This is a genomic window from Frigoribacterium sp. 2355 (assembly GCF_054060695.1).
Genome location: NZ_JBSSDL010000005.1, coordinates 1 through 25520 on the forward strand (window position 1 = coordinate 1; position 25520 = coordinate 25520).

23 protein-coding genes are annotated in these 25520 nt (G+C 69.4%); 18 read left to right on the forward strand and 5 right to left on the reverse strand.

Annotated elements, in window-relative coordinates; all coding sequences use genetic code 11:
- Nucleotides 1–692: 692 nt before the first annotated feature.
- From ACVJ1F_RS07720 to ACVJ1F_RS07730, 3 genes are read right to left on the reverse strand one after another with little or no spacing between them, the layout of a single operon-like run.
- The gene (locus ACVJ1F_RS07720) at nt 693–1133 is read right to left on the reverse strand and encodes a GNAT family N-acetyltransferase (RefSeq protein WP_456885531.1); all 441 of its coding nucleotides are present in this window, start codon (nt 1131–1133) and stop codon (nt 693–695) included.
- Between the two features lie 60 nt (nt 1134–1193).
- The gene (locus tag ACVJ1F_RS07725) at nt 1194–1439 is read right to left on the reverse strand and encodes a zf-HC2 domain-containing protein (RefSeq protein WP_043593711.1); all 246 of its coding nucleotides are present in this window, start codon (nt 1437–1439) and stop codon (nt 1194–1196) included.
- The gene (locus tag ACVJ1F_RS07730; RefSeq protein WP_123570297.1) at nt 1436–2122 is read right to left on the reverse strand and encodes a sigma-70 family RNA polymerase sigma factor; all 687 of its coding nucleotides are present in this window, start codon (nt 2120–2122) and stop codon (nt 1436–1438) included. The genes ACVJ1F_RS07725 and ACVJ1F_RS07730 overlap by 4 nt, the downstream gene beginning before the upstream one ends.
- Nucleotides 2123–2218: 96 nt before the next feature.
- Here ACVJ1F_RS07730 and aroA point away from each other — a divergent pair, with 96 nt between their 5' ends.
- From aroA to ACVJ1F_RS07750, 4 genes are all read left to right on the forward strand, one after another.
- Nucleotides 2219–3634, forward strand: coding sequence for a 3-phosphoshikimate 1-carboxyvinyltransferase (gene aroA, locus ACVJ1F_RS07735; RefSeq protein WP_456885532.1), 1416 nt, complete (start codon nt 2219–2221; stop codon nt 3632–3634).
- A 73-nt stretch (nt 3635–3707) separates the two neighbouring features.
- Complete coding sequence (gene rsgA / locus ACVJ1F_RS07740; protein WP_123570299.1) at nt 3708–4838, forward strand: ribosome small subunit-dependent GTPase A; 1131 nt, start codon at nt 3708–3710, stop codon at nt 4836–4838.
- Nucleotides 4839–5216: 378 nt separating this feature from the next.
- Nucleotides 5217–5978 carry an inositol monophosphatase family protein gene (locus ACVJ1F_RS07745; RefSeq protein ID WP_456885655.1) on the forward strand — a complete coding sequence of 254 codons (762 nt, stop codon included), beginning with the start codon at nt 5217–5219 and terminating at the stop codon, nt 5976–5978.
- A 235-nt stretch (nt 5979–6213) separates the two neighbouring features.
- Nucleotides 6214–6354, forward strand: coding sequence for a hypothetical protein (locus ACVJ1F_RS07750; RefSeq protein ID WP_157485316.1), 141 nt, complete (start codon nt 6214–6216; stop codon nt 6352–6354).
- A 130-nt stretch (nt 6355–6484) separates the two neighbouring features.
- Here the strand turns inward: ACVJ1F_RS07750 and ACVJ1F_RS07755 are convergent, their stop codons facing one another.
- Complete coding sequence (locus ACVJ1F_RS07755; protein ID WP_456885533.1) at nt 6485–8014, reverse strand: MFS transporter; 1530 nt, start codon at nt 8012–8014, stop codon at nt 6485–6487.
- A 146-nt stretch (nt 8015–8160) separates the two neighbouring features.
- Entirely contained in the window at nt 8161–9381 is a 1221-nt protein-coding gene (gene fdhA, locus ACVJ1F_RS07760; protein ID WP_056046055.1) for a formaldehyde dehydrogenase, glutathione-independent, read from the reverse strand.
- A gap of 329 nt (nt 9382–9710) precedes the next feature.
- Here fdhA and ACVJ1F_RS07765 point away from each other — a divergent pair, with 329 nt between their 5' ends.
- The 14 genes from ACVJ1F_RS07765 to ACVJ1F_RS07830 are packed head-to-tail and all read left to right on the forward strand — an operon-like array spanning nt 9711 to nt 25493.
- On the forward strand, nt 9711–11150 hold the full coding sequence (locus ACVJ1F_RS07765; protein WP_056046057.1) for a polysaccharide biosynthesis tyrosine autokinase: 1440 nt from the start codon (nt 9711–9713) through the stop codon (nt 11148–11150).
- Between the two features lie 8 nt (nt 11151–11158).
- Nucleotides 11159–11797, forward strand: a complete 639-nt coding sequence (locus tag ACVJ1F_RS07770; protein ID WP_056046059.1) for an arsenate reductase/protein-tyrosine-phosphatase family protein — start codon at nt 11159–11161, stop codon at nt 11795–11797.
- Nucleotides 11797–12771 carry a hypothetical protein gene (locus tag ACVJ1F_RS07775; protein WP_456885534.1) on the forward strand — a complete coding sequence of 325 codons (975 nt, stop codon included), beginning with the start codon at nt 11797–11799 and terminating at the stop codon, nt 12769–12771. The genes ACVJ1F_RS07770 and ACVJ1F_RS07775 overlap by 1 nt, the downstream gene beginning before the upstream one ends.
- Nucleotides 12768–14588, forward strand: a complete 1821-nt coding sequence (locus tag ACVJ1F_RS07780) for a polysaccharide biosynthesis protein (protein ID WP_456885535.1) — start codon at nt 12768–12770, stop codon at nt 14586–14588. Before ACVJ1F_RS07775 ends, ACVJ1F_RS07780 begins: the two co-directional genes overlap by 4 nt.
- Nucleotides 14585–15598 carry an MraY family glycosyltransferase gene (locus tag ACVJ1F_RS07785; RefSeq protein ID WP_456885536.1) on the forward strand — a complete coding sequence of 338 codons (1014 nt, stop codon included), beginning with the start codon at nt 14585–14587 and terminating at the stop codon, nt 15596–15598. The genes ACVJ1F_RS07780 and ACVJ1F_RS07785 overlap by 4 nt, the downstream gene beginning before the upstream one ends.
- Nucleotides 15591–16556 carry an NAD-dependent epimerase/dehydratase family protein gene (locus tag ACVJ1F_RS07790; RefSeq protein WP_456885537.1) on the forward strand — a complete coding sequence of 322 codons (966 nt, stop codon included), beginning with the start codon at nt 15591–15593 and terminating at the stop codon, nt 16554–16556. Before ACVJ1F_RS07785 ends, ACVJ1F_RS07790 begins: the two co-directional genes overlap by 8 nt.
- An 11-nt stretch (nt 16557–16567) precedes the next feature.
- On the forward strand, nt 16568–17809 hold the full coding sequence (locus ACVJ1F_RS07795; RefSeq protein WP_456885538.1) for a glycosyltransferase family 4 protein: 1242 nt from the start codon (nt 16568–16570) through the stop codon (nt 17807–17809).
- The gene (locus ACVJ1F_RS07800; protein WP_173151043.1) at nt 17806–18867 is read left to right on the forward strand and encodes an SDR family NAD(P)-dependent oxidoreductase; all 1062 of its coding nucleotides are present in this window, start codon (nt 17806–17808) and stop codon (nt 18865–18867) included. The genes ACVJ1F_RS07795 and ACVJ1F_RS07800 overlap by 4 nt, the downstream gene beginning before the upstream one ends.
- On the forward strand, nt 18864–19958 hold the full coding sequence (locus tag ACVJ1F_RS07805) for a polysaccharide biosynthesis C-terminal domain-containing protein (protein ID WP_456885539.1): 1095 nt from the start codon (nt 18864–18866) through the stop codon (nt 19956–19958). Before ACVJ1F_RS07800 ends, ACVJ1F_RS07805 begins: the two co-directional genes overlap by 4 nt.
- Nucleotides 19955–21106: a non-hydrolyzing UDP-N-acetylglucosamine 2-epimerase gene (wecB, locus tag ACVJ1F_RS07810; protein WP_456885540.1), complete on the forward strand. Its 1152-nt coding sequence runs from the start codon at nt 19955–19957 to the stop codon at nt 21104–21106. The genes ACVJ1F_RS07805 and wecB overlap by 4 nt, the downstream gene beginning before the upstream one ends.
- Nucleotides 21106–22233 carry a glycosyltransferase gene (locus tag ACVJ1F_RS07815; RefSeq protein ID WP_082460399.1) on the forward strand — a complete coding sequence of 376 codons (1128 nt, stop codon included), beginning with the start codon at nt 21106–21108 and terminating at the stop codon, nt 22231–22233. Before wecB ends, ACVJ1F_RS07815 begins: the two co-directional genes overlap by 1 nt.
- Complete coding sequence (locus ACVJ1F_RS07820; protein ID WP_162234601.1) at nt 22230–23465, forward strand: lipopolysaccharide biosynthesis protein; 1236 nt, start codon at nt 22230–22232, stop codon at nt 23463–23465. The genes ACVJ1F_RS07815 and ACVJ1F_RS07820 overlap by 4 nt, the downstream gene beginning before the upstream one ends.
- The gene (locus ACVJ1F_RS07825; protein WP_056046081.1) at nt 23462–24220 is read left to right on the forward strand and encodes a glycosyltransferase; all 759 of its coding nucleotides are present in this window, start codon (nt 23462–23464) and stop codon (nt 24218–24220) included. The genes ACVJ1F_RS07820 and ACVJ1F_RS07825 overlap by 4 nt, the downstream gene beginning before the upstream one ends.
- A gap of 1 nt (nt 24221) precedes the next feature.
- Nucleotides 24222–25493 (forward strand): O-antigen ligase family protein, encoded by a 1272-nt coding sequence (locus ACVJ1F_RS07830; RefSeq protein ID WP_456885541.1) that lies wholly within the window; start codon nt 24222–24224, stop codon nt 25491–25493.
- Nucleotides 25494–25520: the final 27 nt, after the last annotated feature.

Below are 25520 nucleotides of genomic sequence, written 5' to 3' on the forward strand. Positions count from 1 at the left end.
CTCTACACTGGGGGGGGCGCCGGCCCGCGCCCCCCTGTCGCCGCCTGGCCCCCCGGCGGGGGGGGGGGCCCCCCCGCCCGCCCCCCCCCCCCCCCGGGCGGGCCCCCCCCCCCGGTCGTCTCGCGTGTCGGCAACTCAGGAGAAACGTGCCCGCCGGGGACGGCCCCGGGCTGAACGACGGCAAGAGTCCTGACGTGCCGACGCGGATCGATTCGGGGCCGCGGGACGGGCCGACGGACGGCGCTTGCACCGACCCAGGTCCGCCCGGGTTCGAGTCCGCGTCCCGCTGTCGGCAACTCAGGACTCCTGCTGCCGCAGCGGGCGCAGACACGCCGATGTGCAACCGTTCTCCGGAATTGCCGAGACACGCCTGCGACGAACGGCAACCGCACCGGCACCAGCACCGGCACCGGCACCGGCATCGGCCCCGATGGTCGACCCCGGGAGCAGACCCGTGCCGCCTGTCGGCAACTCAGGACTCCTGCGCGCGCAGTCCCGCTCCAGCCGCGTCACGACGACACCGGCCAGGAGTTACCGGCGCACGAGGCACGACGCGTCACCCGCGACACCGCTGGCCACGGAGGGAGTCGGCACCGCGGAGAGGGATCGCGCCTCTGGCTGGGCCATCACCGGGACGGCGCCGCCAGCACCGGGAGGGCGGTCAGCGTCAGGAGGAGACGGGACCGCCGCGGTCAGATGAGCTTCGAGTAGCGGACGCCGGCCTCGTGGTAGCCGCGCTTGCGGTAGAACCGGTTGGCCGAGTCGGTCGCGGCAGCCGAGACGGCGTTGAGAACGCGCGCCTGGTGCCCGCGGGCCCAGGACTCGAAGTGCCCCAGCAGGTACGAACCGACGCCGTCGCGGCGCGCCTCGGCCGACACGACGAGCACCAGGAGCTCGGCCGTCGGCGCGTCGTCGTTGTACGCCCACACCACGTGACCACCGGCCACGGCGGTGATGCGCCCGTCGTCGCCACGGACGACCCACGTCTCGTGCCCCGCGTCGGCCGTGAGCCGCGTCAGGCGCGCGGACAGGACGTCCGCGTCGAGCGTGTAACCGAGCAGGCCGATCAACGACACGAGGTCGTCGAGGTCGCTGGTGGTCGGGATGCCGAGGGGCTGCACCGTTGCGGTCATGCCACGACGCTAGCGCAGCCGTTCGTCATGTGACGACCGGCCGAGCACCGAGCGCGACGACTAGCGGTGGGCGGACTGCAGCTCGCGCAGGCGCGCGAGCACCGTGGCACGCAGGTCTTCGGGTGCCGTCTCGCGGCAGGCACGCTGGACGGCCTCGGTCAGCACGACGCCGACCTTGTGCTCGCCCGAGCAGTCGCCGCAGTTCGCCATGTGCTCGCGGATGTCGGCCGCGTCCTCGCGGCACAACTCGTTGTGCAGGTAATCTTCGAGCTCGGCCTTGGCCTTGGTGCAACCACAGTCGGTCATTTCTTTCCGCCCTTCGACGAGCCGACGGGAACGGCGATGCCACGATCGCGTGCGTAGTCGGCGAGGAGTTCACGGAGCAGGCGACGGCCGCGGTGCAGGCGGCTCATCACGGTGCCCACGGGGGTCTTCATGATGTCGGCGATCTCTTGGTACGAGAAGCCTTCGACGTCCGCGAAGTACACGGCCATGCGGAAGTCTTCGGGGACCTTCTGCAGGGCGTCCTTCACGGCACTGTCGGGGAGGTGGTCGATCGCCTCGGCCTCGGCCGAGCGGGTGGAGCCGGAGGCGCGGGTCGCCGACTCGGCGCCGCCCATCTGCCAGTCTTCCAACTCGTCGATCGTGCCCTGGTACGGGTCGCGCTGCTTCTTGCGGTACGTGTTGATGAACGTGTTGGTCTGGATGCGGTAGAGCCAGGCCTTCAGGTTCGTGCCCTGCTGGAACTGCGCGAACGCCGCGTAGGCCTTGACGAACGTCTCTTGCACGAGGTCGCTCGCGTCGGCCGGGTTGCGCGTCATGCGCATGCCCGCGGCATAGAGCTGGTCCATGAACGGCAGCGCCTGTTCTTCGAACAGGGCGCGCTTCTCGGCGTCGGCGTCGACCGCCTCGAGGGCGGCGTCGACCTCGGCCTCGGTCGGTTCGACGGCGGCGGTCGGTGTGGGCTCGTGGCCCTCGGGGGTGCTCATCAGGGCCGATTCTAGTTCGGCGACGGTGATTTCCCTCGGTGCGAGTGCGACAGGCACAGGTCCTCCAGGTTCTTGCTGCATTACTGTTGTGAACCGATGCAGGTGTACAGGTATTCCGGGCCCGAGTTCTCTCCCTACGGCGACGGGAAGGTTCCCGAGGTCGACGAGGGGCGCTGGGTCGCGCCCACCGCCTCCGGGCCGTTGCGCGCCTCCTCGTCCCTGCCCGGGTCGAAGTCCCTGACGAACCGCGAACTCGTGCTGTCGGCGCTCGCCTCGTCGCCGTCGACGCTGCGGCTGCCGCTGCACTCCCGCGACACGGCGCTCATGATCGAGGCGCTGAAGGCCCTGGGCACGACGGTGGCCGAGTTCCCGAACGACTCCCCCTTCGGCCCCGACCTGGTCGTCACGCCCGGCGAGCTGCAGGGCGGCGCGACGATCGACTGCGGCCTGGCCGGCACGGTCATGCGCTTCCTTCCCCCGGTCGCCGCACTCGCCCTCGGACCGGTCACCTTCGACGGCGACGCCGGAGCCCGCAAGCGCCCCATGCGCACGACGATCGACGCCCTGCGCTCCCTCGGCGTCGAGGTGAACGACGACGGCCGGGGCGCTCTGCCCTTCAGCCTCTACGGCACCGGCGAGGTCGAGGGCGGCGACGTCGAGATCGACGCGTCGGCCTCGAGCCAGTTCATCTCGGGGCTGCTGCTGTCGGCCCCGCGCTTCGAGCGCGGCCTCACCCTGACCCACACCGGCGAACGCCTGCCGAGCCTGCCGCACATCGAGATGACGATCGACGCGCTCGCCCAGCGCGGGGTCGAGGTCGCCTCGCCCGCCGTGGGCACCTGGATCGTGCCGCCGACGCCGATCGCAGGGCGCGAGGTCGTCATCGAACCCGACCTGTCGAACGCGGCGCCGTTCCTCGTGGCCGCCCTGGTCGCGGGCGGCACCGTGTCCATCCCGCACTGGCCCGCCGACACGACCCAGGTCGGGGCCGACCTGATCGAGCTGCTGCCGCTCTGGGGTGCGTCCGTCACCCTCGACGGCGACACCCTCACCGTCGACGGCGGCGTGGGCCTCGTCGGCGGCGGCTCGCTGCCCGGCGTGGACGTCGACCTGTCCCGCGGTGGCGAGCTCGCCCCGGCGCTGGTCGCCCTCGCCGCCCTGGCGTCGGGCCCGAGCACGATCACCGGCATCGGCCACCTGCGCGGCCACGAGACCGACCGCCTCGCGGCCCTCGCCGCCGAGATCAACGCCCTCGGAGGCGCGGTGACCGAACTCGAGGACGGCCTGCGCATCGAACCGTCCCCGCTGCACGCGGGCCAGTGGCGCACCTACGAGGACCACCGCATGGCGACGGCGGCGGCGATCATCGGCCTCGCGGTCGAGGGGGTCGAGCTCGACGACGTCCGGGTCGTCGGCAAGACGCTGCCGCAGTTCGTCGAGTTGTGGGACGAGATGCTCGGCCGGTCCGTCCGCCAGAGCCCCGCCGACATCGACCTGCTCGGCTTCCTCTAGGCGCCGGGCCGACGACGATGAGCGGGGCACGGCGCAGGACGAGCGGGGCACGGTCGACGATGAGCGAGGCACGATGAGCTGGTGGAGCGACGGCGACGACGCCGAGGACGAGGGCGACTACGCCCAGTACGACGAGAGCTCGGTGCGGGTGCGCCCGAACCCCAAGGGCAACAAGCCGCGCACCAAGCAGCGCCCGGCCTACGCGAACGCCGAGGAAGGCGTCGTCTGGACGGTCGACCGTGGCCGCTACGGCGTGCTGATGGACGCCGGCACCCCCGACGAACGCGAGATCACGACGGCGCGGGCCCGCGAGCTCGGCAAGAAGAGCGTCGTGACCGGTGACCGCGTCGGCGTCGTCGGGGACACGAGCGGCTCCGAGGGGTCGCTCGCCCGCATCGTCAAGGTGCACGACCGCTCGACCCTGCTGCGGCGCAGCGCCGACGACAGCGACGCGGTCGAGCGCGTCATCGTCGCCAACGCCGACCAGATGCTGATCGTCGTCGCCGCCGCCGACCCCGAGCCCCGGCCCCGTCTGGTGGACCGCTACATGGTGGCGGCGTTCGACGCCGGGGTCGAACCGATCCTCTGCATCACCAAGACCGACCTCGCCGACCCGGCACCGTTCGCGGCGCACTTCTCGTGCTTCGACCTGCGCATCGTCACGACGACCTCGACCTCGTTCGACGAGGTCGCACCCGGCGGGCAGGTCTCCCCCGCGCTCGACGAGCTGCGCGGCGTCCTCGACGGCCACGTGACCGTCACGGTCGGCCACTCGGGCGTCGGCAAGTCGACCCTCGTCAACGCCCTGACCGGGTCGCGTCGCGAGGTGGGCGTGGTCAACGCGGTCACCGGTCGCGGACGGCACACCTCGTCGTCGACCGTGTCGTTCAAGGTCCCGACCGGCGGCTGGATCGTCGACACCCCCGGCGTGCGGTCGTTCGGACTCGGGCACGTCGACCCCGAGAACATCCTCAAGTCGTTCGCGGCGCACGCGATCCCGGCCGAGGGCGAACCGGTCGACGGCATCCCGCTGGCCGAGGCCCACGACTGGGAGATCGTCGACCGCATCGAGGCCGGCGAGCTCGGGGACGTCGGCCGCGAACGGCTCGAGTCGCTGCAGTCGCTGCTCGCGTCCAAGGGCGGCGTGAGCGCGCGCGACCTCGCGGCCGCGGCCGACGACGCCCGCAGCGACGAACTCGGCTAGCGCGCCGCCGCGTCGCACTGCACTCGGTCGCTCGGCGTCGGCCGATCCGCACTGGGGCCGACGCGCGACATCGCACCGCGTTTCGTGCAGCACACCTGGACTAGTCGGGGTGCGGTGCACGAAACGCGGTGCAATGAGGTGCGGGGACGTGCGGTGCAGTGACGTGCGGCGCGGGCCGGGCCGGGCGGCGGTGCAGTGAGGTGTGACGCGGAGCGGGCCGGGGCGGCGTGCGGTGGGTGCAGGAGGCGCGGGCCGGGCCGGCGGGAAGGGCGCGGACGAGCAGGGCGGGCTGGGTACGCTGACGGGGTGACCGATGCTGCCGAGCCGACCCGCGCCTCCTCGTCCGACCGATCCACCGGGACGCCCTGGGCGGACGACCTGGCGCTCGCGCTCGAGCTGGCCGACCTGGCCGACGCGATCAGCACCGAGCGGTACCGGTCGGCCGACCTGCACGTGTCCCTCAAGCCCGACCGCTCGCACGTGACCGACGCCGACCAGGCCGTCGAGCGGGCGATCCGCGAGCGGGTCGCCGCCGCGCGGCCCGACGACACCTTCTACGGCGAGGAGTACGGCCACGACGCTCCCTCGCACCGCCAGTGGGTGGTCGACCCGATCGACGGCACGGCGAACTTCCTGCGCGGGGTGCCGGTCTGGGCGGCGTTGATCTCGCTCGTCGTCGACGGGGTGCCCGTGGTGGGCGTGGTCAGCGCTCCCGCGCTCGGCCGGCGCTGGTGGGCGACGCAGGGCGGCGGGGCGTTCTCGACCGAGCACGACGGGCCGTTGCGGGTGTCGGGCGTGCGCGACCTGGCCGACGCGTCCCTGAGCTTCAACGGGCTCGAGTACTGGATCGACGCCGGGCGCCTGCCGCAGCTGCTCGACCTGACGAGCCGGGTCTGGCGGACGCGGGCGTACGGCGACTTCTGGTCGTACATGCTCGTCGCCGAGGGCGCGCTCGACGTCGCGGGCGAGTTCGACCTGCAGCCCTACGACATGGCGGCCGTGGCGGTCGTCGTCGAGGAGGCCGGCGGACGCTTCACCAGTGCCGAGGGCCAGCCGGGGCCGTGGCACGGCACCGCGATGGCGACGAACGGACTGCTGCACGAAAGCGTCCTGGGGGTCGTGGCCGCGCCTCCTGTCTGATCGGCACCGGCGGCCGAGGTTCATCCCTGCGACGGAGGGCGACTCAGCCCTGCGCTTATGTTCACGCAACGTGCCGACGGCTTGACTGATCACACGACGTCACCGGCTCCGCACAGGGGCACCGAGCAGCTCGGGCAGGGTCGTCAGGGGCTCCGCCGCCCGTGTCCCTGCACGGGCGGCCGGGCCTCGCCAACCGCGTCACCGACCGCGTCACCAGCCGATCGAAAGGCCCATCATGTTCGTCACGCCCGCCGTCTCCGTCTCCGCCACCACCAGCACGGTCGCCGGCTCGATCGACCCCGCCTCGATCGCCCTGCCGACCACGCGTCAGGTCGACGTCACGAGCTACGTCGTCGAGGCCTTCGCCCGCCTCTGACCCGACCGCCGCCCGACGGTCCGCCGCCCGACGGTCCGCCGCCTGACGGTCTGCCGCCCGACGGTTCGACGACCCGGGAGGCGCGTCCCCCCGAGGAGGCGCGGGTCGCCTCCCCGACAGCGGTCGCCGGCTACGAGGCCGCGGCCCCCTCGCCCACGCGCCCCTTCTTGCGGGCGCGCAGGTCCATCAGCCCGAGCACGAGCGCCACGGACACCAGGGCGATCGTGACGAAGAAGCCGTTGCGGTAGGCCTCGTGGTAGACGTCGAGGTTCGCCCCGTCCGCTCCCCCGGAGCCGGCGATGACCGAGTAGAACGTCGAGACCGCCGCCGCCGTGCCGATGGCCGTGCCGGCCCGCTGACCGACCTGCCCCATCGAACCGGCGACGCCGCCCATCTCGACGGGCACCTCGGCCAGCGTCAGCGTCTGGTTGGGCGAGATGACGAAGCCGCCGCCGGTGCCGGCGATCAGCATGCCGATGCCCATGGCGTAGGGCGTGATGTCGCGCGGGGTGAGCACGGCCGCGAGCAGCAGGGCGACGAAGCCCACCGCGACCAGGATCAGCCCGAGGACGACCAGGCTGCGGCCGAACCGGTCGACGAGGCGTCCGCCGTAGAACGCCGCGACGGCACTGGTCAGGGCGAACGGGATGGTGACCATGCCGGCGTAGACGGGTTCGAGTCCGAGCCCCTGCTGCAGGTACAGGGTCGTCAGCAGGAAGGTCGCGGGCAGGGCGCAGAAGTAGACCGTCGCGATCAGGGTGCCGTTGCGGTACGACGCGAGCGAGAACAGGCTGAAGTGCACGACGGGTGACTTGCCCCGGGCCTTGTAGCGCTGCTCCCACCAGACGAACGCGGCGCCGAAGCCGACGAAACCGATCAGGAAGAGCCAGCGCAGCGGGTCGTCGCCCTGTCCGGTGGTCAGCACGAACGGCAGCATGAGGGTGAAGATCGTCAGGCCGAGCAGCACGATGCCGAACAGGTCGAGCTCGTTGTGGCCGTTGGAGGCCGTCCGCGTCTTCGGCAGCAGCTTGAGGGCGAAGAAGATGGCGATCAGGCCGAGGGGGATGTTCATCCAGAACAGCAGGCGCCAGCCGTCCTCCGGGCCGCCGATCGCGATGAGCAGGCCACCGAGGGTCGGGCCGAACGCCGTGCTGACGCCGATGATGGCGCCGAAGAAGCCGAACGCGCGACCGCGCGCCTTGCCCTGGAAGAGCTGCTGGATGAGCCCGAGCACCTGCGGCATCTGGATGCCGGCGGCGACGCCCTGCAGGATGCGCGCGGCGACGAGCAGCTCGATGGTCGGCGCGAGGGCGCAGAGCAGGCTCGCGACGGTGAACGAGGTCAGGCCGATGACGAACATCATGCGGCGCGACTTGAGGTCGCCGAGTCGGCCGGACGGCACGAGCGAGAGGCCGAAGGCGAGCGCGTAGCCGGCGACGATCAGCTGCAGGGCGGTGGGGCCGGCGCCGAGCGACGCCTCGATGCTGGGCAGACCGACGTTGACCTTCGACAGGTCGAGGATCGTCAGGGCGGCGACGCCGACGCAGACGGCGAAGGCGCGCCACTTCTGGCGTTCTTCGTCGGAGCGGGCGGCGCGGCCGGAGGCGGGGCGGGCGGCGTCGGCGCCTCCCGGGGCAGGGGTGTCGGATGTCTTCGTCATGGGATCGTTCCGTCATACACCGTGCACGGCCTGCAACGACGCGGGTGCCTGCGGAACGCGGGGGCGCGGCTTCGCGCGACCCGCGCCTCCCGGGCTCCGGCGGTCGAGGGGACCGAGAGCCGAGGAGGCGCGGGGGGCGACGAGGGTCAGGCCGCCTTGATCAGGCCGTTCGGGTTGAGGACGTACTTCGTGGCCGCGCCCTGGTCGAACTCGGCGTAGCCGCGCGGGGCGTCCTCGAGGCTGATCGCCTGGGCGTGCACGTTCTTCGCGATGCTCGTGCGGTCATGGAGGATCGCCATCATCAGCTGCCGGTTGTACTTCATCACCGGGCACTGGCCCGTGGTGAACGACAGCGACTTGGCCCAGCCGGTGCCGAGGCTGAGCGACAGCGAGCCCTTCTGCGCGGCGGCGTCGATGCCGCCCGGGTCGCCGGTGACGTAGAGCCCCGGGATGCCCATGGCGCCACCGGCCGCGGTGATGTCCATCAGCGAGTTCAGCACGGTGGCCGGTGCTTCCTCGCCCGAACCGCCTCCGTGGCCCTTGGCCTCGAAGCCGACCGCGTCGACGGCGCAGTCGACGAGGGGTTCGCCGAGGATCTGGTCGATCTGCTCGCCCGGTTCGCCCTTGGTCAGGTCGACGGTCTCGCAGCCGAAGCTGCGCGCCTGGGCGAGGCGGTCGGCGTTCATGTCGCCGACGATGACGACGCTGGCACCGAGCAGCAGGGCTCCGGTGGCGGCGGCGAGGCCGACGGGGCCGGCTCCGGCGACGTAGACGGTCGAGCCGACCTCGACGCCCGCGGTGACGGCACCGTGGAAGCCGGTCGGGAAGATGTCGGACAGCATCGCCAGGTCGAGGATCTTCTCCATGGCCTGGTCGGCGTCGGGGAACTTGAGCAGGTTCCAGTCGGCGTAGGGCACGAGCACGTACTCGGCCTGGCCGCCGACCCAGCCGCCCATGTCGACGTAGCCGTAGGCGCTGCCGGGGCGGTCGGGGTTGACGTTGAGGCAGATGCCGGTCTTGCGTTCCTTGCAGTTGCGGCACCGGCCACAGGCGATGTTGAACGGCACCGAGACGATGTCGCCGACCTTGATGAACTCGACGTCGGGGCCGACCTCGACGACCTCGCCGGTGATCTCGTGGCCGAGCACGAGGTTCGTCGGGGCGGTGGTGCGGCCGCGGACCATGTGCTGGTCGGAACCACAGATGTTGGTGGCGACCGTGCGCAGGATCGCGCCGTGGTTGACCTTGCGCCCGACGTTGGCCGGGTTGACGCCGGGGCCGTCCTTGAGCTCGAAGGTCGGGTAGTCGACGTCGATGACCTCGACCTGGCCGGGGCCCTTGTAGGCGACCGCGTGATTCGTTGCCATGGTGATCCTCCTTGATCACGAGCGAGCACGGGACGTGCCCGTCGTCGGCAGGCTATTGCGCGGGTCGGGCGGTGCGCCCGAATCACAGCGAGCGTTCAGGCGGACGATCAGCGACGGGTGTCGCGGTACGGCCCCCCGCACCCCCGTTCGGGGGCCACTTCGCCGGATCGGGCAACATATGTACCCCGTCTGGCCGTCCCGTGTGTGAGTATTGGTCACGGCGCAGAGTCGCGGGGAGCCATCAGGGTGCCGGGAGGCATGGTCCGTGCGACGACTGCCGGGGTGCCTGCCGCGGTGCCCGCACCCGATCAGGACAGGACCTCAGCCACGTGGAACTCCGTGACTACATCCGCATTCTCCGCAAGGGCTGGATCTTCATCGCCGCCCTCACGCTCGTCGGCCTCGCCGCCGGGGCGCTGAGCTCGATCCTGGCCACGCCGACCTACGTGTCGTCGACCCGGCTGTTCGTCTCGGTGCAGGCGCAGGACTCGTCGACCACGGTCGACGCGGTGCAGGGCAGCAGCGCGGCCCAGCAGAAGGTCCGGTCGTACGTCGACGTCGTGACGAGCGACGCGGTGCTCGACCCGGTGATCGACCAACTCGGCCTCGACACCACGGCCGCGGGCCTCGCCTCGAAGATCACGGCCGAGTCGCCCCTGAACACCGTGCTGATCAACATCACGGTGACCGACACCGACGCCCAGCGCGCGGCCGACGTCGCCAACGCGGTGGGCGCCTCCCTCACGGACGTCGTCGTCAACGAGCTCGAGACGCCGACCGGTGGAGGCGCGAGCCTGGTCAAGATCGCGACGATCGTCCCCGGGTCGGTCGCCTCGGCCCCCTCGACCCCGCGCACCACGCTGAACCTCGGCCTCGGCCTGCTGATCGGCCTCGCCCTCGGCGTCGGAGCGGCCGTGCTGCGCAGCACCCTCGACACCCGCATCCACGGGTCGCACGACGTCGAGCTCGTCACCGACGCACCGATCGTCGGTGGCATCAGCTACGACCCCGGGGCGAAGAAGCACCCGCTGATCGTGCACGTCGACCCGCGCAACCCGCGCGCCGAGTCGTTCCGCACCCTGCGGACCAACCTGCAGTTCGTCAACGTCGAGTCGGCCAGCCGCTGCTTCGTCGTCACCTCGTCGCTGCCCGGTGAGGGCAAGACCACCACGACGGCCAACCTCGCGGTGGCCCTCGCCGAGACCGGTGCCACGGTGGCCGTCGTCGACGGCGACCTCCGCCTGCCGCGCCTCGCCGACACCCTCGGGCTCGAGGGCGTCGTCGGCCTGACCGACGTGTTGATCGGTCGGGCCGACCTCCAGGACGTCCTGCAGCCCTGGGGCCGCGGCACGATGTACGTGCTGCCGGCCGGCCGCGTTCCCCCGAACCCGAGCGAGCTGCTCGGCTCGAAGGCGATGTCGTCGCTGATCGAGTCGCTGACGACGTCGTTCGACTACGTGCTGATCGACGCGCCTCCGCTGCTGCCGGTGACCGACGCGGCCATCCTCAGCAAGCTGACCGGCGGGGCGATCGTCGTGTCGGCCGCGGGCCGCACGACGCGCAACGAGCTGCAGTCCGCGCTGCGCAACCTCGAGCACATCGGCAGCAAGGTGCACGGCATCGTGCTGACCATGCTCCCGACGAAGGGGCCCGACGCCTACGGTTACGGCAACTACGGGGCGTACTACGGCATGGAGCAGGACGCTCCCGAGGCGGGCGTCGGCGACCTGCCCGTGGCCCCGAAGACGAGCTCGCGCTCGGCGAAGTAGGCGGCCCCGTGTCTTTCGTGATCCCCCGCCGCACCTCGACCACCTTCTCGCTGCTGACCGTCTGCACCGGCAACATCTGCCGGTCCCCCCTGGCCGAGCTGTACCTCCGCCGCGGTCTCTCGTCGTGGGACGACGTCACCGTGTCGAGCGCCGGCACCATGGCCGTCGACGACGACGTCATGCCCGACCAGGCCCGGGCCCTCGCCCGGTCCTTCGACCTGGAGCCCGACGACCACCGGGCCCGATTCTTGTTCGAGCGCGACGTCCGCGACGCCGACCTCGTCGTGGCGCTCGCCCGCGAACACCGCCGGGCCGTCGTCTCGATGCACCCCCGCGCCAGCCGGTACACGTTCACCCTGCGCGAGGCCGCCCGCCTCGCCCGCGACGTGACCGACGCCGAGCTGGTCGACGCCCTGCCCGCCGACGCGTCCACCGTGGCCGACCGACTGCGTGCGACCGTGGCCCTGCTGGCCTCGCGCCGCGGCACGGTCGAGGCACCGGACGACGCGCTGGACGACGACGTCGTCGATCCCTACCGCCGGTCGGACGAGACGTTCACCGAGTCGGGGCGCCAGCTTGTGCCGGCGGCCGACGTGCTCGTCGACCTGCTGACCCGCGCCGCCGCCCTCGACGGGGGTGACCGCTGATGCCTGACGCACGCCGCAAGAGGGGCTCGCGAGCACGCGCCCGCCGCCGCCTGGCCATCATCGGGATCGGGGCCTTCGTCCTCGTCGACCTCGGACTCGTCGCCCTGGCCCTGAACCGCGAACCGTCTGGTCTGGCTGCCGACGCCGAGCCCGCCGCCACGTCGACGCCTCGCCCGGTCGAGACCGAGAGCACGCCGTCGCCCACCGCGACCCCCACCACCGCCGCCGCCGCCGTGACGCCGACGCGCCTCCTGTCGGTCGTCGACGCGGGCACCGCGTGGCGCGCGCAGGCCGCGAGCTGCACCCCCGGCACCGTCGCGTCGGCGCCCGTCGTCGAACAGACGACGTCGGGAGGCGCCACCTGGTCGGCCACGTCGGTTGAGACCGGTGGCTCCCTCGCCGGCCTGGACCGCCTGCAGGCGACGGACGCGTCGTCGGCCTTCGTCGTCGGCCCCGCCGGGGACGACTGCGCGCCGGCGTTCGCCCAGACCTTCAGCGGGGGTGCCGAGTACCGCGACTACCCCGAGCGACTGGCGGCGTCGTGGTACGTCGCCCGGACCGCGCCCGGCACCGTGCACTCCCCCTCGGGTGACCGTGCGGCCCCGTGCCCGACCGTCGTCGACCTCGCGGTCGTGAGCGACGCCGAGGCCGGGGTGCTGTGCAGCGACCGGACGTTTTTCCGCACCGGTGACGGCGCGACCACCTGGGACGCGGGCACCGTCGTCGACGGCGCCGTCGCCGTCACCGCCACTTCGGGCTCCTACCTCGTCGCCTCGACCGGTGCCGCCGACTGCGACGGCACGGCCGTCGTGACGCCGCCGACCGCGTCGGGCGCGACCGCGACGACCGTGGGCTGCGCGCCGGCGTCGTCCGAGACGCCCGGAGCGATCGCGCTCTCGGCCTCGGCGGCGGCGGTCTGGCTCTGGGCCGACGACGTCGTGTCGGTGTCGACGGACGGCGGGGTGACCTGGTGATCGACCGGTTCATGGCCTCGCCGGCGCGACGGACCGCCCTGCAGGTGGGGCTCGACGCCCTCTCGTGGGTCGTCGCGATCTTCTTCGCCGTGTCGTTGCGCTACGACTTCTGGTACGGCGACGTCACCTGGTCGGCGGTCTTCGGCGTCGCCGCCGTGACGGTCGTCGTCGGAGCGGCACTCGGCTACGCGACGGGGCTGTACCGTCGCCGGTTCGTGCCCGGTAGCTTCGCCGAGGTGCGCACCATCGTCGCGGTCGTCGTCGGGACGGGCCTGATCGTCGGCATCCCCGTCCTCGCCATCGGGACCGAGATCATGTTGGCGCGCAGCACCGTGTTCATCGCCATGCCGGTCGTCTTCGTCTTCATGGGTGCCCTGCGCTACGTTGCCCGGCTCTACGTCGAGACGCAGAGCCGCCCCGGCGAGAGTGCCCAACCGACGCTCATCTTCGGAGCGGGCCGTCTCGCCAACCACCTCGTGCGCCGCATGCTCACCGACCCCGACTCGCCGTACCTTCCCGTCGGGCTCATCGACGACGACCGAACGCGTGCCGGGTTGCGCGTCGAAGGCGTCCGCGTCCTCGGGACGAGACAGGACCTCGTCGCCGCCGCGGAGCGGAGCGGGGCGAAGGCGATCATCATCGGCATCGCGAAGGCCGACGCCCCCCTGCTGCAGGACGTCACCGACCGGGCCGCCGAGGCCGGACTCCGCGTGATGGTCCTCCCCTTGCTCGACGAGATCCTCGAGGGCAAGTCGCGGCTCGGCGACGTGCGCGACATCGCCATCGAGGACATCATCGGCCGTCACCCGGTCGACACGCAGGTCGAGTCGATCGCGGGCTACCTGGCGGGCAAGCGCGTCCTCGTCACGGGAGCCGGCGGGTCGATCGGCAGCGAGTTGTGCCGCCAGATCGCCAAGTTCGGCCCCGCCGAGCTGATCATGCTCGACCGTGACGAGACCGGCCTGCAGCAGTCGCAGCTGTCGATCTCGGGCAACGGCCTGCTCGACACCAAGGAGGTCGTGCTGGCCGACATCAGGGACCCGGAGGCGCTGCGAGCGATCTTCGAGGACCGTCGACCCGAGGTGGTCTTCCATGCGGCGGCGCTGAAGCACCTGCCGATGCTCGAGCAGTACCCCGACGAGGCGTGGAAGACGAACGTGCTCGGCACCCAGAACGTGCTCGACGCGAGCAAGGCCGTCGGGGTGACGACGTTCGTCAACATCTCGACCGACAAGGCGGCGAACCCGACGAGCGTGCTCGGGCACTCGAAGCGCCTGGCCGAGCGGCTCACGGCCTGGACCGCCGACGAGACCGGTGCCCGCTACCTGTCGGTGCGGTTCGGCAACGTGCTGGGCAGCCGCGGGTCGATGCTACCGGTGTTCACCTCGCTCATCGAGGCCGGTGGCCCGCTGACGATCACGCACCCCGACGTGACGCGGTTCTTCATGACCATCCCCGAGGCGTGCCACCTCGTGGTGCAGGCGGGGGGCATCGGCTCGCCCAGCGAGGTGCTCATCCTCGACATGGGCGAGCCCGTGCGCATCCTCGACATCGCCGAACGCATGATCGCCATGTCGGGCCGGGACATCGGCATCGTCTACACCGGTCTGCGCGAGGGCGAGAAGATGCACGAGGAGCTCGTCGGCGACGGCGAGAGCGACAACCGGCCCGTGCACCCGAAGATCTCGCACACCACCGTGCCGGCGCTGCACCCGTCACAGCTCGAGGGCGTGCACGCCCACGTGGGCCCGTGGACGGCGGAGCTCGCGCAACCCGGCGCCTCGGAGTCACCCACGCACGTCGAGGACCCCGCGTGAGCGTCGGTTTCTGGACCGCAGCTGTACTGTGCCTGCTCACCTCGGCGCTGCTCCCCTTCGCGGTGCGACCGCTCCTGTACCGCTTCGCCGTGGTCGACGTCCCGAGCGAACGCTCGTCCCACGTCCGCCCCACCCTTCGCGGGGGTGGGATCGCCCCCGGCATGGGGATCGTCCTCGGCACCCTCGTCCTGGCGGCCGCGGTCCCGGGCGTCAGCGGTCGACTGCTCGTCGTGATCGCGGTCGCCAGCGCGGCCTTCGCCATCCTGGGATTCGCGGACGACGTGCGCAGCCTCGGTTCGCTCAGCCGTGCCGTCGTCCAGATGGTCATCTCCACCGTGGCCTGCGCCGCGATCGTGACGATCGCCGAGGGCCCGTGGTGGCTGTACGTCCTGGGCCCCGTCGCCGTCGCCGGCTACGTCAACGTCGCGAACTTCATGGACGGCATCAACACGGTGTCCGGCCTGCACGGAACCGTCGTAGGAGCCTCGTTCGTGGTGTCGGGGGCGTTGGCCGGACAGCCCTGGCTCACGGGACTCGGCACGTGCATCGCCCTGGCCTTCTTGGCGTTCGTCCCCTGGAACGTCGTGGGTCGACGGATGTTCCTCGGTGACGTCGGAAGTTACCTGCTGGGTGGGACGATCGCCGTGGCAGCCGTGGGCGCGATCGCCATCGGTGTGCCGCTGGTCGCCGTCGTCGCACCGCTCGTGCCTTACCTCGTCGACACGTCCAGCACCCTCGCCCGCCGGGTGGCGCGGCGCGAGCGCTGGTTCGAGGCACACAACACCCACGTGTACCAAGTGCTGGCGCGTCGCCACGGCCACGTGCCCGCGTCGTCGATCGTGACCACGGCAACCGTGGCCTGTGCCGCGGCCGGTTCGCTCGCGTTCGTCGGTCCGGTCGGTGCCGTCGCAGCGGTCGTCCTCTTCGCGGTGATCGCGGCCGTCTACCTGTCACTTCCGAGTTGGACCCTTCGGCTCACCCATCGAGAGGCTCGTGTCGAGCATGTCTGAGACCCGTGACGCGACGACCTGGGTCGTGATCGGAGCGAGTGGCTTCGTCGGGAGTTGGATCGTCGCCGACGCCCGCTCTCGAGGCATCACGGTCGTCGAGCTCGCGGCGCCCCGGCTGGAGGCGGTGCCCGCGGCGGCCGCGTCGGCGCGGGCAGCAGCGGCCGGTGCCGTCAGCGTCGTGGACGAGCTCGCCGCCGCCTTCCGCGGGGTAGAAGTCGTCGTCAACGCGGCGGGCCTCGCGACCCCCGACGCCGAGATGTCGGCATCCCTCGTCGGCGCCAACGCCGCCCTTCCCCTCGTCGCACTCGCCGCCGCTCGTCGGAGCGGCGCGAGGAGGTTCGTGCACCTGAGTTCCGCCGCCGTCCAGGGCCCGGTGCCCGTCCTCGACGAGTCGACACGGACGCTGCCCTTCTCGCCGTATTCGCAGAGCAAGGCCTGGGGCGAGCAACTGCTCGTCGAGGCGCGCGCCGAGGGCGCCCCGGACGACGTGACGGAGGTCGTCGTCGTGCGTGCCACCTCGGTGCAGGGGCCCGGGCGCCCCACGACGGACCGTCTCCGACGCCTCGCGGCGTCACCCCTCGCGTCGGTCGCGTCACCGGGCGACGCACCCACGCCCGTGACCAGCGTCGCGGCCCTCGCCGAGTTCGTGACGGCGGTCGGGACCTTCGACGGAATCGTGCCCGCCGTCGTCCTGCAGCCCTGGGAGGGGCTCACGGTCTCCTCCGTGCTCGAGGCGGCCGGCGGGCGGTCACCCCGACGCCTGCCACGCCTGCTGTGCCGTTTCGTCGTGGGTTCTGCCCGCGTCGTCTCGCGACTGATCGGTGGACGCCTCGCCGGGCCGATCCGACGGGTGGAGCTGATGTGGTTCGGTCAGGGCCAGACGAGCGGTTGGGCCGAGAGCGTGGGCATCCGTCCGACGCCCGCCGTCGCCGACCTGCTACGCGGGGGTGACGCGTGAGGATCGGCATCTTGACCCAGTGGTACGACCCCGAACCGGGGCCAGCTGCGATCCCGGGTGTCCTGGCCCGCGAGTTCGCGGCGGCAGGGCACGAGGTCCGCGTGCTGACGGGGTTCCCGAACTACCCGACGGGGCGTGTGTACCCCGGTCACCGCCAGACGTGGCGGAGGACGAGCACGGTCGACGGTGTCACGGTGACCCGCGTCCCGCTGTACGCGAGCCATGACTCGTCCGCCGTCGGACGAGCGCTGAACTACCTGAGCTTCGCCGTGTCGGCCACGGTCCTCGGGGCGAGGTCGCTGCGTGGCTGTGACATGGTCTGGGTCTACAACTCGCCGGCGACGGTGGCGTTGCCCCTGCTCGTCCACACCCGATGGGGGCGTCTGCCGTACTTCTTGCACGTGCAAGACCTGTGGCCCGACTCGCTCGTCCACAGCGGCATGTTCCCGGACGGTCGTGCCGGACGCCTCGCCCTGGCCGCCGTCTCGAAGACGGTGTCGCTGACGGAACGCCTGGCGCGACGGGTCGGGGTCATCTCGCCCAGCGTCGCGGATCTCATCCAGCGACGGAACCGCCACGTCGGGCCGGACGACGTCGTCTACGTGCCGAACCCGACCGACGAGGGCCTCTTCACGTTCGACGAGGTGCGCGAGCGTCGCGACGGGGAACCGTTCGTCCTGATGTACTCGGGTGCCATCGGGGACGTGCAGGGGCTCGAGAACGTCGTCGAGGCCGTCGGGGCATTGCCCTCGGACGTCGAGCTGCGGCTCGTCCTGGTCGGTGACGGCATCGCCCTCGATCGCCTCAGAGCTCTCGCCTCACGAGTCGACGATGGAGGGCGCATCGAGTTCGTCGGCCGGGTGCCCAAGGAACGCGTGCCGGGTCTCATGAAGCAAGCCCACGCTCACCTGGTCTCGCTCGGGGCGTCGGAGTTCCTCGAGCACACGACGCCCAGCAAGATCCCGTCGTTGCTCGCGTCCGGCGCCGTGGTAGTCGGCGTCATCGCCGGTGACGGTGCCCTCTTGATCACCGAGTCCGGTGCCGGCACCGTCGTCCCCCCGGGCGACGCTGGCGCTCTGCAGGACGCGCTCATCTCGCTGACCCACCTCACGACGGACGACCTCCGGGGTCGAGGCCGCTCGGGTCGCCATCACTACGACGCCCATTTCTCGGCCGATCGCGCAGCGGCCGCCATCATTGACGCAACGTCACCCACGAGTTCCGACCAGCACGCCACGAAGGACCGATCTTGACCACTGATGTCTCCGCCGATTACGTCGGCAAAAAGATTCTCATCACGGGCGGCACCGGTTCGTTCGGCCGTACCGTCACCCAGAAGCTGTTGAGCCGTGGTGTCGGCGAGGTGCGCGTCCTGAGCCGCGACGAGGCGAAGCAGGACCAGATGCGTCACGACCTGGGCGACGCCCGGGTCCGTTTCTACGTCGGCGACGTCCGCGACCACCTGAGCGTCGAGCGGGCCGTCCGCGACGTCGACTACGTGTTCCATGCCGCTGCCCTGAAGCAGGTCCCCTCATGCGAGTTCTTCCCCATCGAGGCGGTCAAGACCAACGTGCTCGGCAGCGAGAACGTCGTCCGGGCCAGCGAAGCCGCCGGCGTCGAGTCGCTCGTCTGCCTCAGCACCGACAAAGCCGTCTATCCGGTCAACGCCATGGGGATGAGCAAGGCGATGATGGAGAAGGTCGCGCAGTCACACGGCCTGAACAATCCGAACGCCGTGACCACGGTGTCGTGCGTTCGCTACGGCAACGTCATGTACTCGCGCGGCTCGGTGATCCCTCTGTTCATCTCGCAGCTCAAGGCGGGCAAGGACCTGACGGTGACCGACCCGTCGATGACGCGCTTCATGATGTCGCTGCCGTCGTCCGTCGACCTCGTCGAGCACGCCTTCCGCAACGCTCATCAGGGCGACCTCTTCATCCGCAAGGCGGCGGCTTGCACCATGGGCGACCTCGCCCAGGCGGTCATCAACATCTTCCAGAGCGAGCGACGCGTCACCGTGATCGGCACCCGTCACGCCGAGAAGGTCTCGGAGGCGCTGGCCAACCGCGAGGAACTCTCGCGCGCCGAGGACATGGGCGACTACTTCCGCATCTCGGCGGACAAGCGCGACCTCAACTACGGCGCGTTCTTCGAGGAGGGCGACCCCGAGCAGGTCGAGTACTCCGACTACGACTCCCACACGGTCGACCGCATGACCGTGACCGACGTCGAGGCGATGCTCCTGGCCCTGCCCGAGGTACGTTCGGAGCTGGCCCTTGCGGGCATCCACCACCCCGAGGTCACCGCGTGAAGATCGCGATGACGGGGGCCGGTGGCTTTCTGGGGTGGCACACCCGCGCCCTCCTCCACTCGCTGGGTGAACCCGTCGTCCATCCGTTCGCCGTCGGCGATCGATTCGATGCTCAGCAGGCGGCGGAGGCCGTCTCGGGCAGTGACCGACTCGTCCTGATCGCGGGCGTCAACCGTGGCACGGTCGACGAGGTCCACGCCGGAAACGTCCTGTTCGCCGAGCAGGCCGCCCAGGTCGTCCGCGCCGCCGAGGTGGCGCCGGCCTGCATCGTCTTCGCCAACTCCACCCAGGTCGGCAACGGCTCGACCTATGGCGTTGCGAAGGAGGTGGCAGCACGCATCATCCGTGACGCTGCCGCGGACGTCGGGGCACGTTTCGTCGACGTGCACCTCCCGAACCTGTTCGGCGAGCACGGACGCCCTTTCTACAACGCCGTGACGGCGACGTTCTGCCACCTGCTGAGCCGCGGCGAGACCCCCTCGGTCGACGTCGACCGCGAGCTGAGCCTGCTGCATGCGCAGCACGCCGCCGAGGCGCTCGTCGGCATCGACGGGGCCGAGGACGTCCTCGCCCGCGCGACGTCGACGACGGTGTCGGAGTTGTTGGCGACCTTGTCGCGATTCACCTCGGCGTATTCGAAGGGCGACGTGCCCGTGCTGGCGTCCGGCTTCGAACGCGACTTGTTCAACACCTACAGGTCGTTCGCGTTCGAGGCGTCACACGTCATCCCGCTGACCCAGAACACCGACGCCCGAGGCAGCTTCACCGAGGTGATCCGGTCACACGGCGGGTCTGGACAGACGTCGTTCTCGACGACGGCGCCCGGCGTGACTCGAGGTCAGCACTACCACCGGCGGAAGATGGAGCGCTTCACCGTGATGGCCGGAACGGCCGACATCCGGCTGCGGCGCCTGTTCTCGGACGAGGTGGTCACCGTCAGCGTCGACGGCACGGCACCGTGTTCGGTCGACATGCCCACCTTCTGGGCCCACTCGATCACCAACACCGGTGACGACACCCTCTTCACGATGTTCTGGTCGAACGAGATCTTCGATCCGGCCGCCCCCGACACCATTCCGGAGACAGTATGAACACCCCTGCCCCTCGACTGAAGGTCCTGACCGTCGTCGGCACGCGACCCGAGATCATCCGTCTCTCGGCCGTCATCAAGCGTCTCGACCAGCACGTCGACCACGTCCTAGTTCACACCGGTCAGAACTACGACTACGAACTGAACGAGGTGTTCTTCGAAGACCTCGGCCTACCCCGGCCCGACCACTTCCTCGAGGCCGACACGAGCAGCCTCGGAGCCGTCCTCGGCTCGATCCTGGTCAAGACCGAGCAGGTTCTTCTCGCAGAGAAGCCCGACGCGATGCTGATCCTCGGGGACACGAACAGCAGCATCTCGGCCGTGATCGCCAAGCGGATGAAAGTCCCCGTCTTCCACATGGAGGCCGGCAACCGGTCGTTCGACGAGAACGTCCCGGAAGAGACCAACCGGCGGCTCGTGGACCACGTGGCCGACTACAACCTCGTCTACACCGAGCATGCCCGCCGCAACCTCCTCGCCGAGGGCCTGCACCCTTCGCGCATCCGCCTCACCGGCTCGCCGATGAAGGAGGTGTTGGCCCAGAACGCCGACGGCGTCGCCGGCAGCACGGTGCTCGCCGACGAGCATCTGGAGGCAGACGGTTACTTCTTGGTCAGCCTGCACCGTGAGGAGAACGTCGACCATGCCGGTCGTCTGGCCTCCATCTTGCGAGGACTCAACGACGTCGGTGTCCGGTACGACCTCCCCGTCCTCGTGTCGACCCACCCGCGGACGAGGAAACGGCTCGAGGAGTTGGGTGAATCCTTCGAGCGGCTGGTGTTCCACAAGCCGTTCGGATTCCACGATTATCTGGCCCTGCAGGCGTCGGCCCGGCTCGTTCTGTCGGACAGCGGAACGATCGCCGAGGAATCTTCCCTCATGGGGTTCAGAGCGGTGACCCTGCGTGACGCCATCGAGCGTCCGGAGGCCGAGGACACGGGCAGCATCATCCTGACCGGCACCACGTCCTCGGGCATCCAGAGGGCCGTCGACTACGTGCTGCAGGGTTCGTCAACCGGAGCGGTGCCCACCGATTATCAGATCGACGACACCTCTCACCGCGTTCTGGGGAACATCTTGTCGTCCCTTCCCTCTCACCACGCACGGACGGGAATCCGGACTTCGGCCCGCGAGGCAGAAAGCAACTGATGACGGAACGCGAACGAAAACCACGCGTGGCTGTCATCTGCCAGGTCATGGCTCATTATCGAGAGGCGGTTCACAAACAACTCGACGAGAGCAGCGAGTTGGACTTCGTGTTCGCTTCAGACCCTGACGGATCTCACTACGCCCTCAAGACGATGTCTCCGGATGGACTCCGGGAACACCTCGTGCTCAAGAACCGCTATTGGGGCCGAGCTACATGGCAGTCCGGCGTCACCCGCATGGCTTTGTCGAAGAGGTACGACTCGTACATCTTCACGGGCGACGTATCGGTCCTGAGCACGTGGGTGGGTGCAATCGTCGCCCGCTTGCGCGGGAAGCCTGTCCTGTTCTGGACAATCGGGTGGCATCGCCCGGAGGGGGGCATGAAATCGCTCGTTCGACTGGCGTTCTATCGGCTAGCCACCCGTCTGATGGTCTACGGCAACACCGCGAAGCGACTCGGGGCTGCTGCCGGCTACCCGGAGGACCGCATCACCGTGATCTACAACAGCGTCGGGCAGGTACCCATCCGTTCTGACGAGCAGGGCGCAGTGCCGACTCATCGCGTGGTCAACGTAGGAGCCATTGCGAGACTGAAGAGTGCCAAGCGCTTCGACCTCTTGCTTCACGCGGCCTCCGAGCTGACCCGAAGCGGGACTCCCGTACGCGTCACTCTAGGAGGTGAGGGGCCTGAGCACCGCCCTCTCTACGATCTGGCCGCAGACCTCGGAGTCGACCTCACGCTCACCGGCCCGGTCTACGGTGCAGAGGACACGAAGGTCTTCTACGACTCACTCGACGTGACCGTCATCCCCACCTACGCCGGTCTCAGCATCATCCAGAGCCTCGGCCATGGCGTTCCCGTCGTGACGGACGATGACGTCTATGGCCAGGGGCCCGAGTGGGAAGCGGTCACGAATGAGACCGGGGGCATCTTTGAACACGGCGACATCGCATCATTGGTGAACGCACTGGCACGTGTCATGAGTCGAGTCACGGCAGATCGATCAGGTGTTGCCGCTGCATGCCTGGCCGAAGTCGAGGAGCGATGGACGGCCCGATCACAAGCGGGCCGGATACTCGAGGCGATCCGAGACGAGTGGGACGTGAAGTCTCCCAGCGCCAAATGAAGACCTCAGGGCTACTGACGAATCGATTTGCGAGACAGTTCACAGCCGTCCTTAGCGGGTATGTCGGAAGCGCAATCATCCGTGCTGTCGCACTCGTTCTTCTCGCGCGGCTTGCTCTGCCGGACGATTTCGGATTCTTCTCGTCAGTGGCGGCTGCCATCGTGATCGCTCAGGCCATGACCGATCTGGGCCTGGCAAAGCTGATCTTGCGGGAACACAGCGCGAGGGTGGATCACGCCCTCGTGTCGGCGGCGCTGCGGACGAATTCACGCCTCTCGGCACTGCTGGCTCTGCTCCTGATCATCATGTTGCTGGGAGCCGGCTTGACCGCCGATTCGCGCTTCCTCTATCTGTTGCCCTTGGCCGTCGCTGCCGCTGCGGAGAAGAACGCGGATACGTTCTTGAGCATCGCCCTTGCCAACCAGCAGGCGTCCGTGAACACGACGAACATCATCCTGCGTCGCACCCTGTCTCTCCTCGTGTTCGTCTCCGCCACGTCACTCGGGCTTGATCCACTTTTCGCCTTTTCGGCTGGAGAGATGCTGGCTGCTTTGGTTTCTGCCGTCCTGGCTCGTCGTTACGCGTCCTCCAGGGTGCAGCCGGCGACCTCAGTTCCCTTCCGACTCGTGTTCCGAGCAGGGTTGCCGTTCTGGCTCAATTCGATGGCCGTCCAAGCCCGAAACTTCGACGTCCTGATGACCTCCGCGGTCTCGGGTACCACCCAAGCGGGGTTCTACGCGTCAGCGACCCGCCTGACGGGCCCTCTTCAGCTCGTTGCGAGTGCGGCGGCGACAGTCCTTCTCCCGTTCGCAACGAGAAGCACGGCCCGGCTCAGGATGGTGCACGCTTCGCTCGTCTTCCTGGCCGTCACGAGCATTGCTTATGTCTCGCTGGCGCTGCTCGTACCGTACGTCGTGCCGCTCGTTCTCGGAGACGCCTACGTTCCATCGATCCTCGTCATCCAGATCGTGCTGATCGGCTTGCCTTTCGCGTCCCTGACCGCGCTGTTGACCTCGGCTCTCCAGGGCTGGGGCCTGGCGAGGATGGCTGCGGTCGTCGCGATCGGCTTCACCATCGTCTGTTTGGCAGGGGTCTTCTCCGGGGCGTCACTGAACGGCGCCGTCGGCGCATCGATCGGCTTGACGATCGCCTACGTGTTACAAGCCATCGCAATAGTGCTGCTTGCACTCCGACACACATCCACCGCCCCCACCACGGAAAGTGACCGATGATGATCGAACGCGTTCGTGTGAGCGTGTGCATGGCTACGTTCAACGGTGCCCTGTACCTGACGGAGCAGATCGAGTCCATTCTGAGACAGTTACAGGCCGGGGACGAACTCGTCGTCGTGGACGATGCCTCGACGGACGAGAGCGCTCAGATCGTCGCCTCGTTCGGCGACGCTCGCATTCGCCTCATGGTCAACGAGCACAATGCCGGCCACGTTCGCACCTTCGAACGAGCTCTCGCAGCTGCATCCGGGGACGTCCTCATGTTGAGTGATCAAGACGACGTCTGGGCCGAGGGTCGTGTCGCCTACCTGCTCCATGAACTCGAGGGGGTGGGCATGGTCGCCTCGAACTTCGACCATGTGTCTCTCGCCAGTGGAGAACCTTCCGAGCGCCGACTGAAAGCCTCGTCATCCACTGTGGGCGATCTCGTGGGCCTGGCCCTCGGCAGACGACCCTATTACGGCTGCACGATGGTCTTCACAAGGGAATTCATCACCCTCGCGCTCCCCTTCCCGCCGGCGACCCAGGCGCATGACCATTGGCTCGCCATCTTGGGAATCGTGAGTCGCAGCCTGAGGCACGCACCCGAAGTGACCGTCCATCGCCGGCTACACGACGGCAACCTGTCGCCCCGCACGCGTCGAGCCTTGGGCCCGGTGGTGCACACACGGGTACGAATGGCGTCCCATGTGTTCGACGCTGCGGTGCGCCTTGTGGTCGTCGCTTCCTCGAGGCTCCGACGGGAACGGACTTGACATGACCTTGGTTCTCGCATTCCTCGCCGTTCTCGGGATAGCCACCGCTTTCCTCCTCCCGAAGAGGGCCGTCGCGTTCGCACTCGGAGTCATCTTGCCGATCGACTTCATCTCCGGCGTCAACCCGACGTACCTCGATGCTTCGCGCTACGGGCTCCTCATCATCCTGTTCGTTCGAACCCGCCGTGACACTTCGCGGGACGGAAACCCGTTCGTCTTGATGTGCTTCGCCGGTCTCGTCTTCATCGGCCTGGCCTCCGTCGCAAAAGGACTAGATGGCAGTCCGGAACAACTAGTTCGTGGAATCATCGGGATACTCTCCGCGCTGGCAGGAGTACTGCTGTCTCAGAGGCGGGGGCTCCACAAGGACCTCCTGCGCGGTTTCATCCTCGGAATGGCCGCCAGCGCAGCCGACATCGCCCTCCAAGTCGCCGGCCTGCCCTTCTTCGGAATGCCCAGCGCATTCGGTTTCAGGTACTCGGGCTTCAGCTTCAACAGCACGACCCTGGCCCCGTTGCTCGCCATCGCCGCAGTCCTGACCTTGTCCTCGTGGTTGTGGCCGCGACCGCAAGGCGGGGCACGCTTGATCGTGCTGACCTTCCGACTTGTCGTACTGGCAGTTCTCCTCGGTGGCCTCTACGAGAGCCAAGGTCGTGGTGGGGTCCTCTCACTCGCCGTGGCGGTCGGAGCCATGCTCCTGCACAAGAGCCGCCGGAGCCGCATTCGCATCGCGCTCCTCGCGGGGCTCGGTCTCGCTGTCATGGTCCGCTTCAGGTCGCAGCTCGAGACGCTGATCCTGAGGTCCGACTCCTCGGATGTCACGACAGGCCGTGGTGACCTCAACGCGAAGGCGTGGCAGGCGTTCGTCGCAGACCCGGTCTTCGGGGCAACGCCCAACGATCTCGAGTCCCTCAACCCGCACACTCCGTTCTTGACGTTCGCGATCGAGGCAGGCTTCGTCGGGCTGATGGTGGCTGTCCTCCTCACCGTCGCCTTGTCCATCGTTCTGTTCAGGCGCCCGATACCGGGTGGGGGGCATGTGTTCGTCGTTCGTTGCATGGCGATCATCGTGCTCATGACTTCGCTGCTCGAGCCGGACGGCCTCTACGTCGGCTTGTCGAAGGTCTTGTTGCTCTCCATCGTGCTGGGCCAAGGCCTCCTGACACCGCGGGAAGCGCCGACCCCTTCGGGCTTCGATGCGTCCCGACCAGCGAGCCCCTTCGCGACCACCATCAACAAACCCCTCGCAGGGCCTCCCTCCCGTCGTATCTGAGGGCGTGAGGTTCGATCATCGACGGTG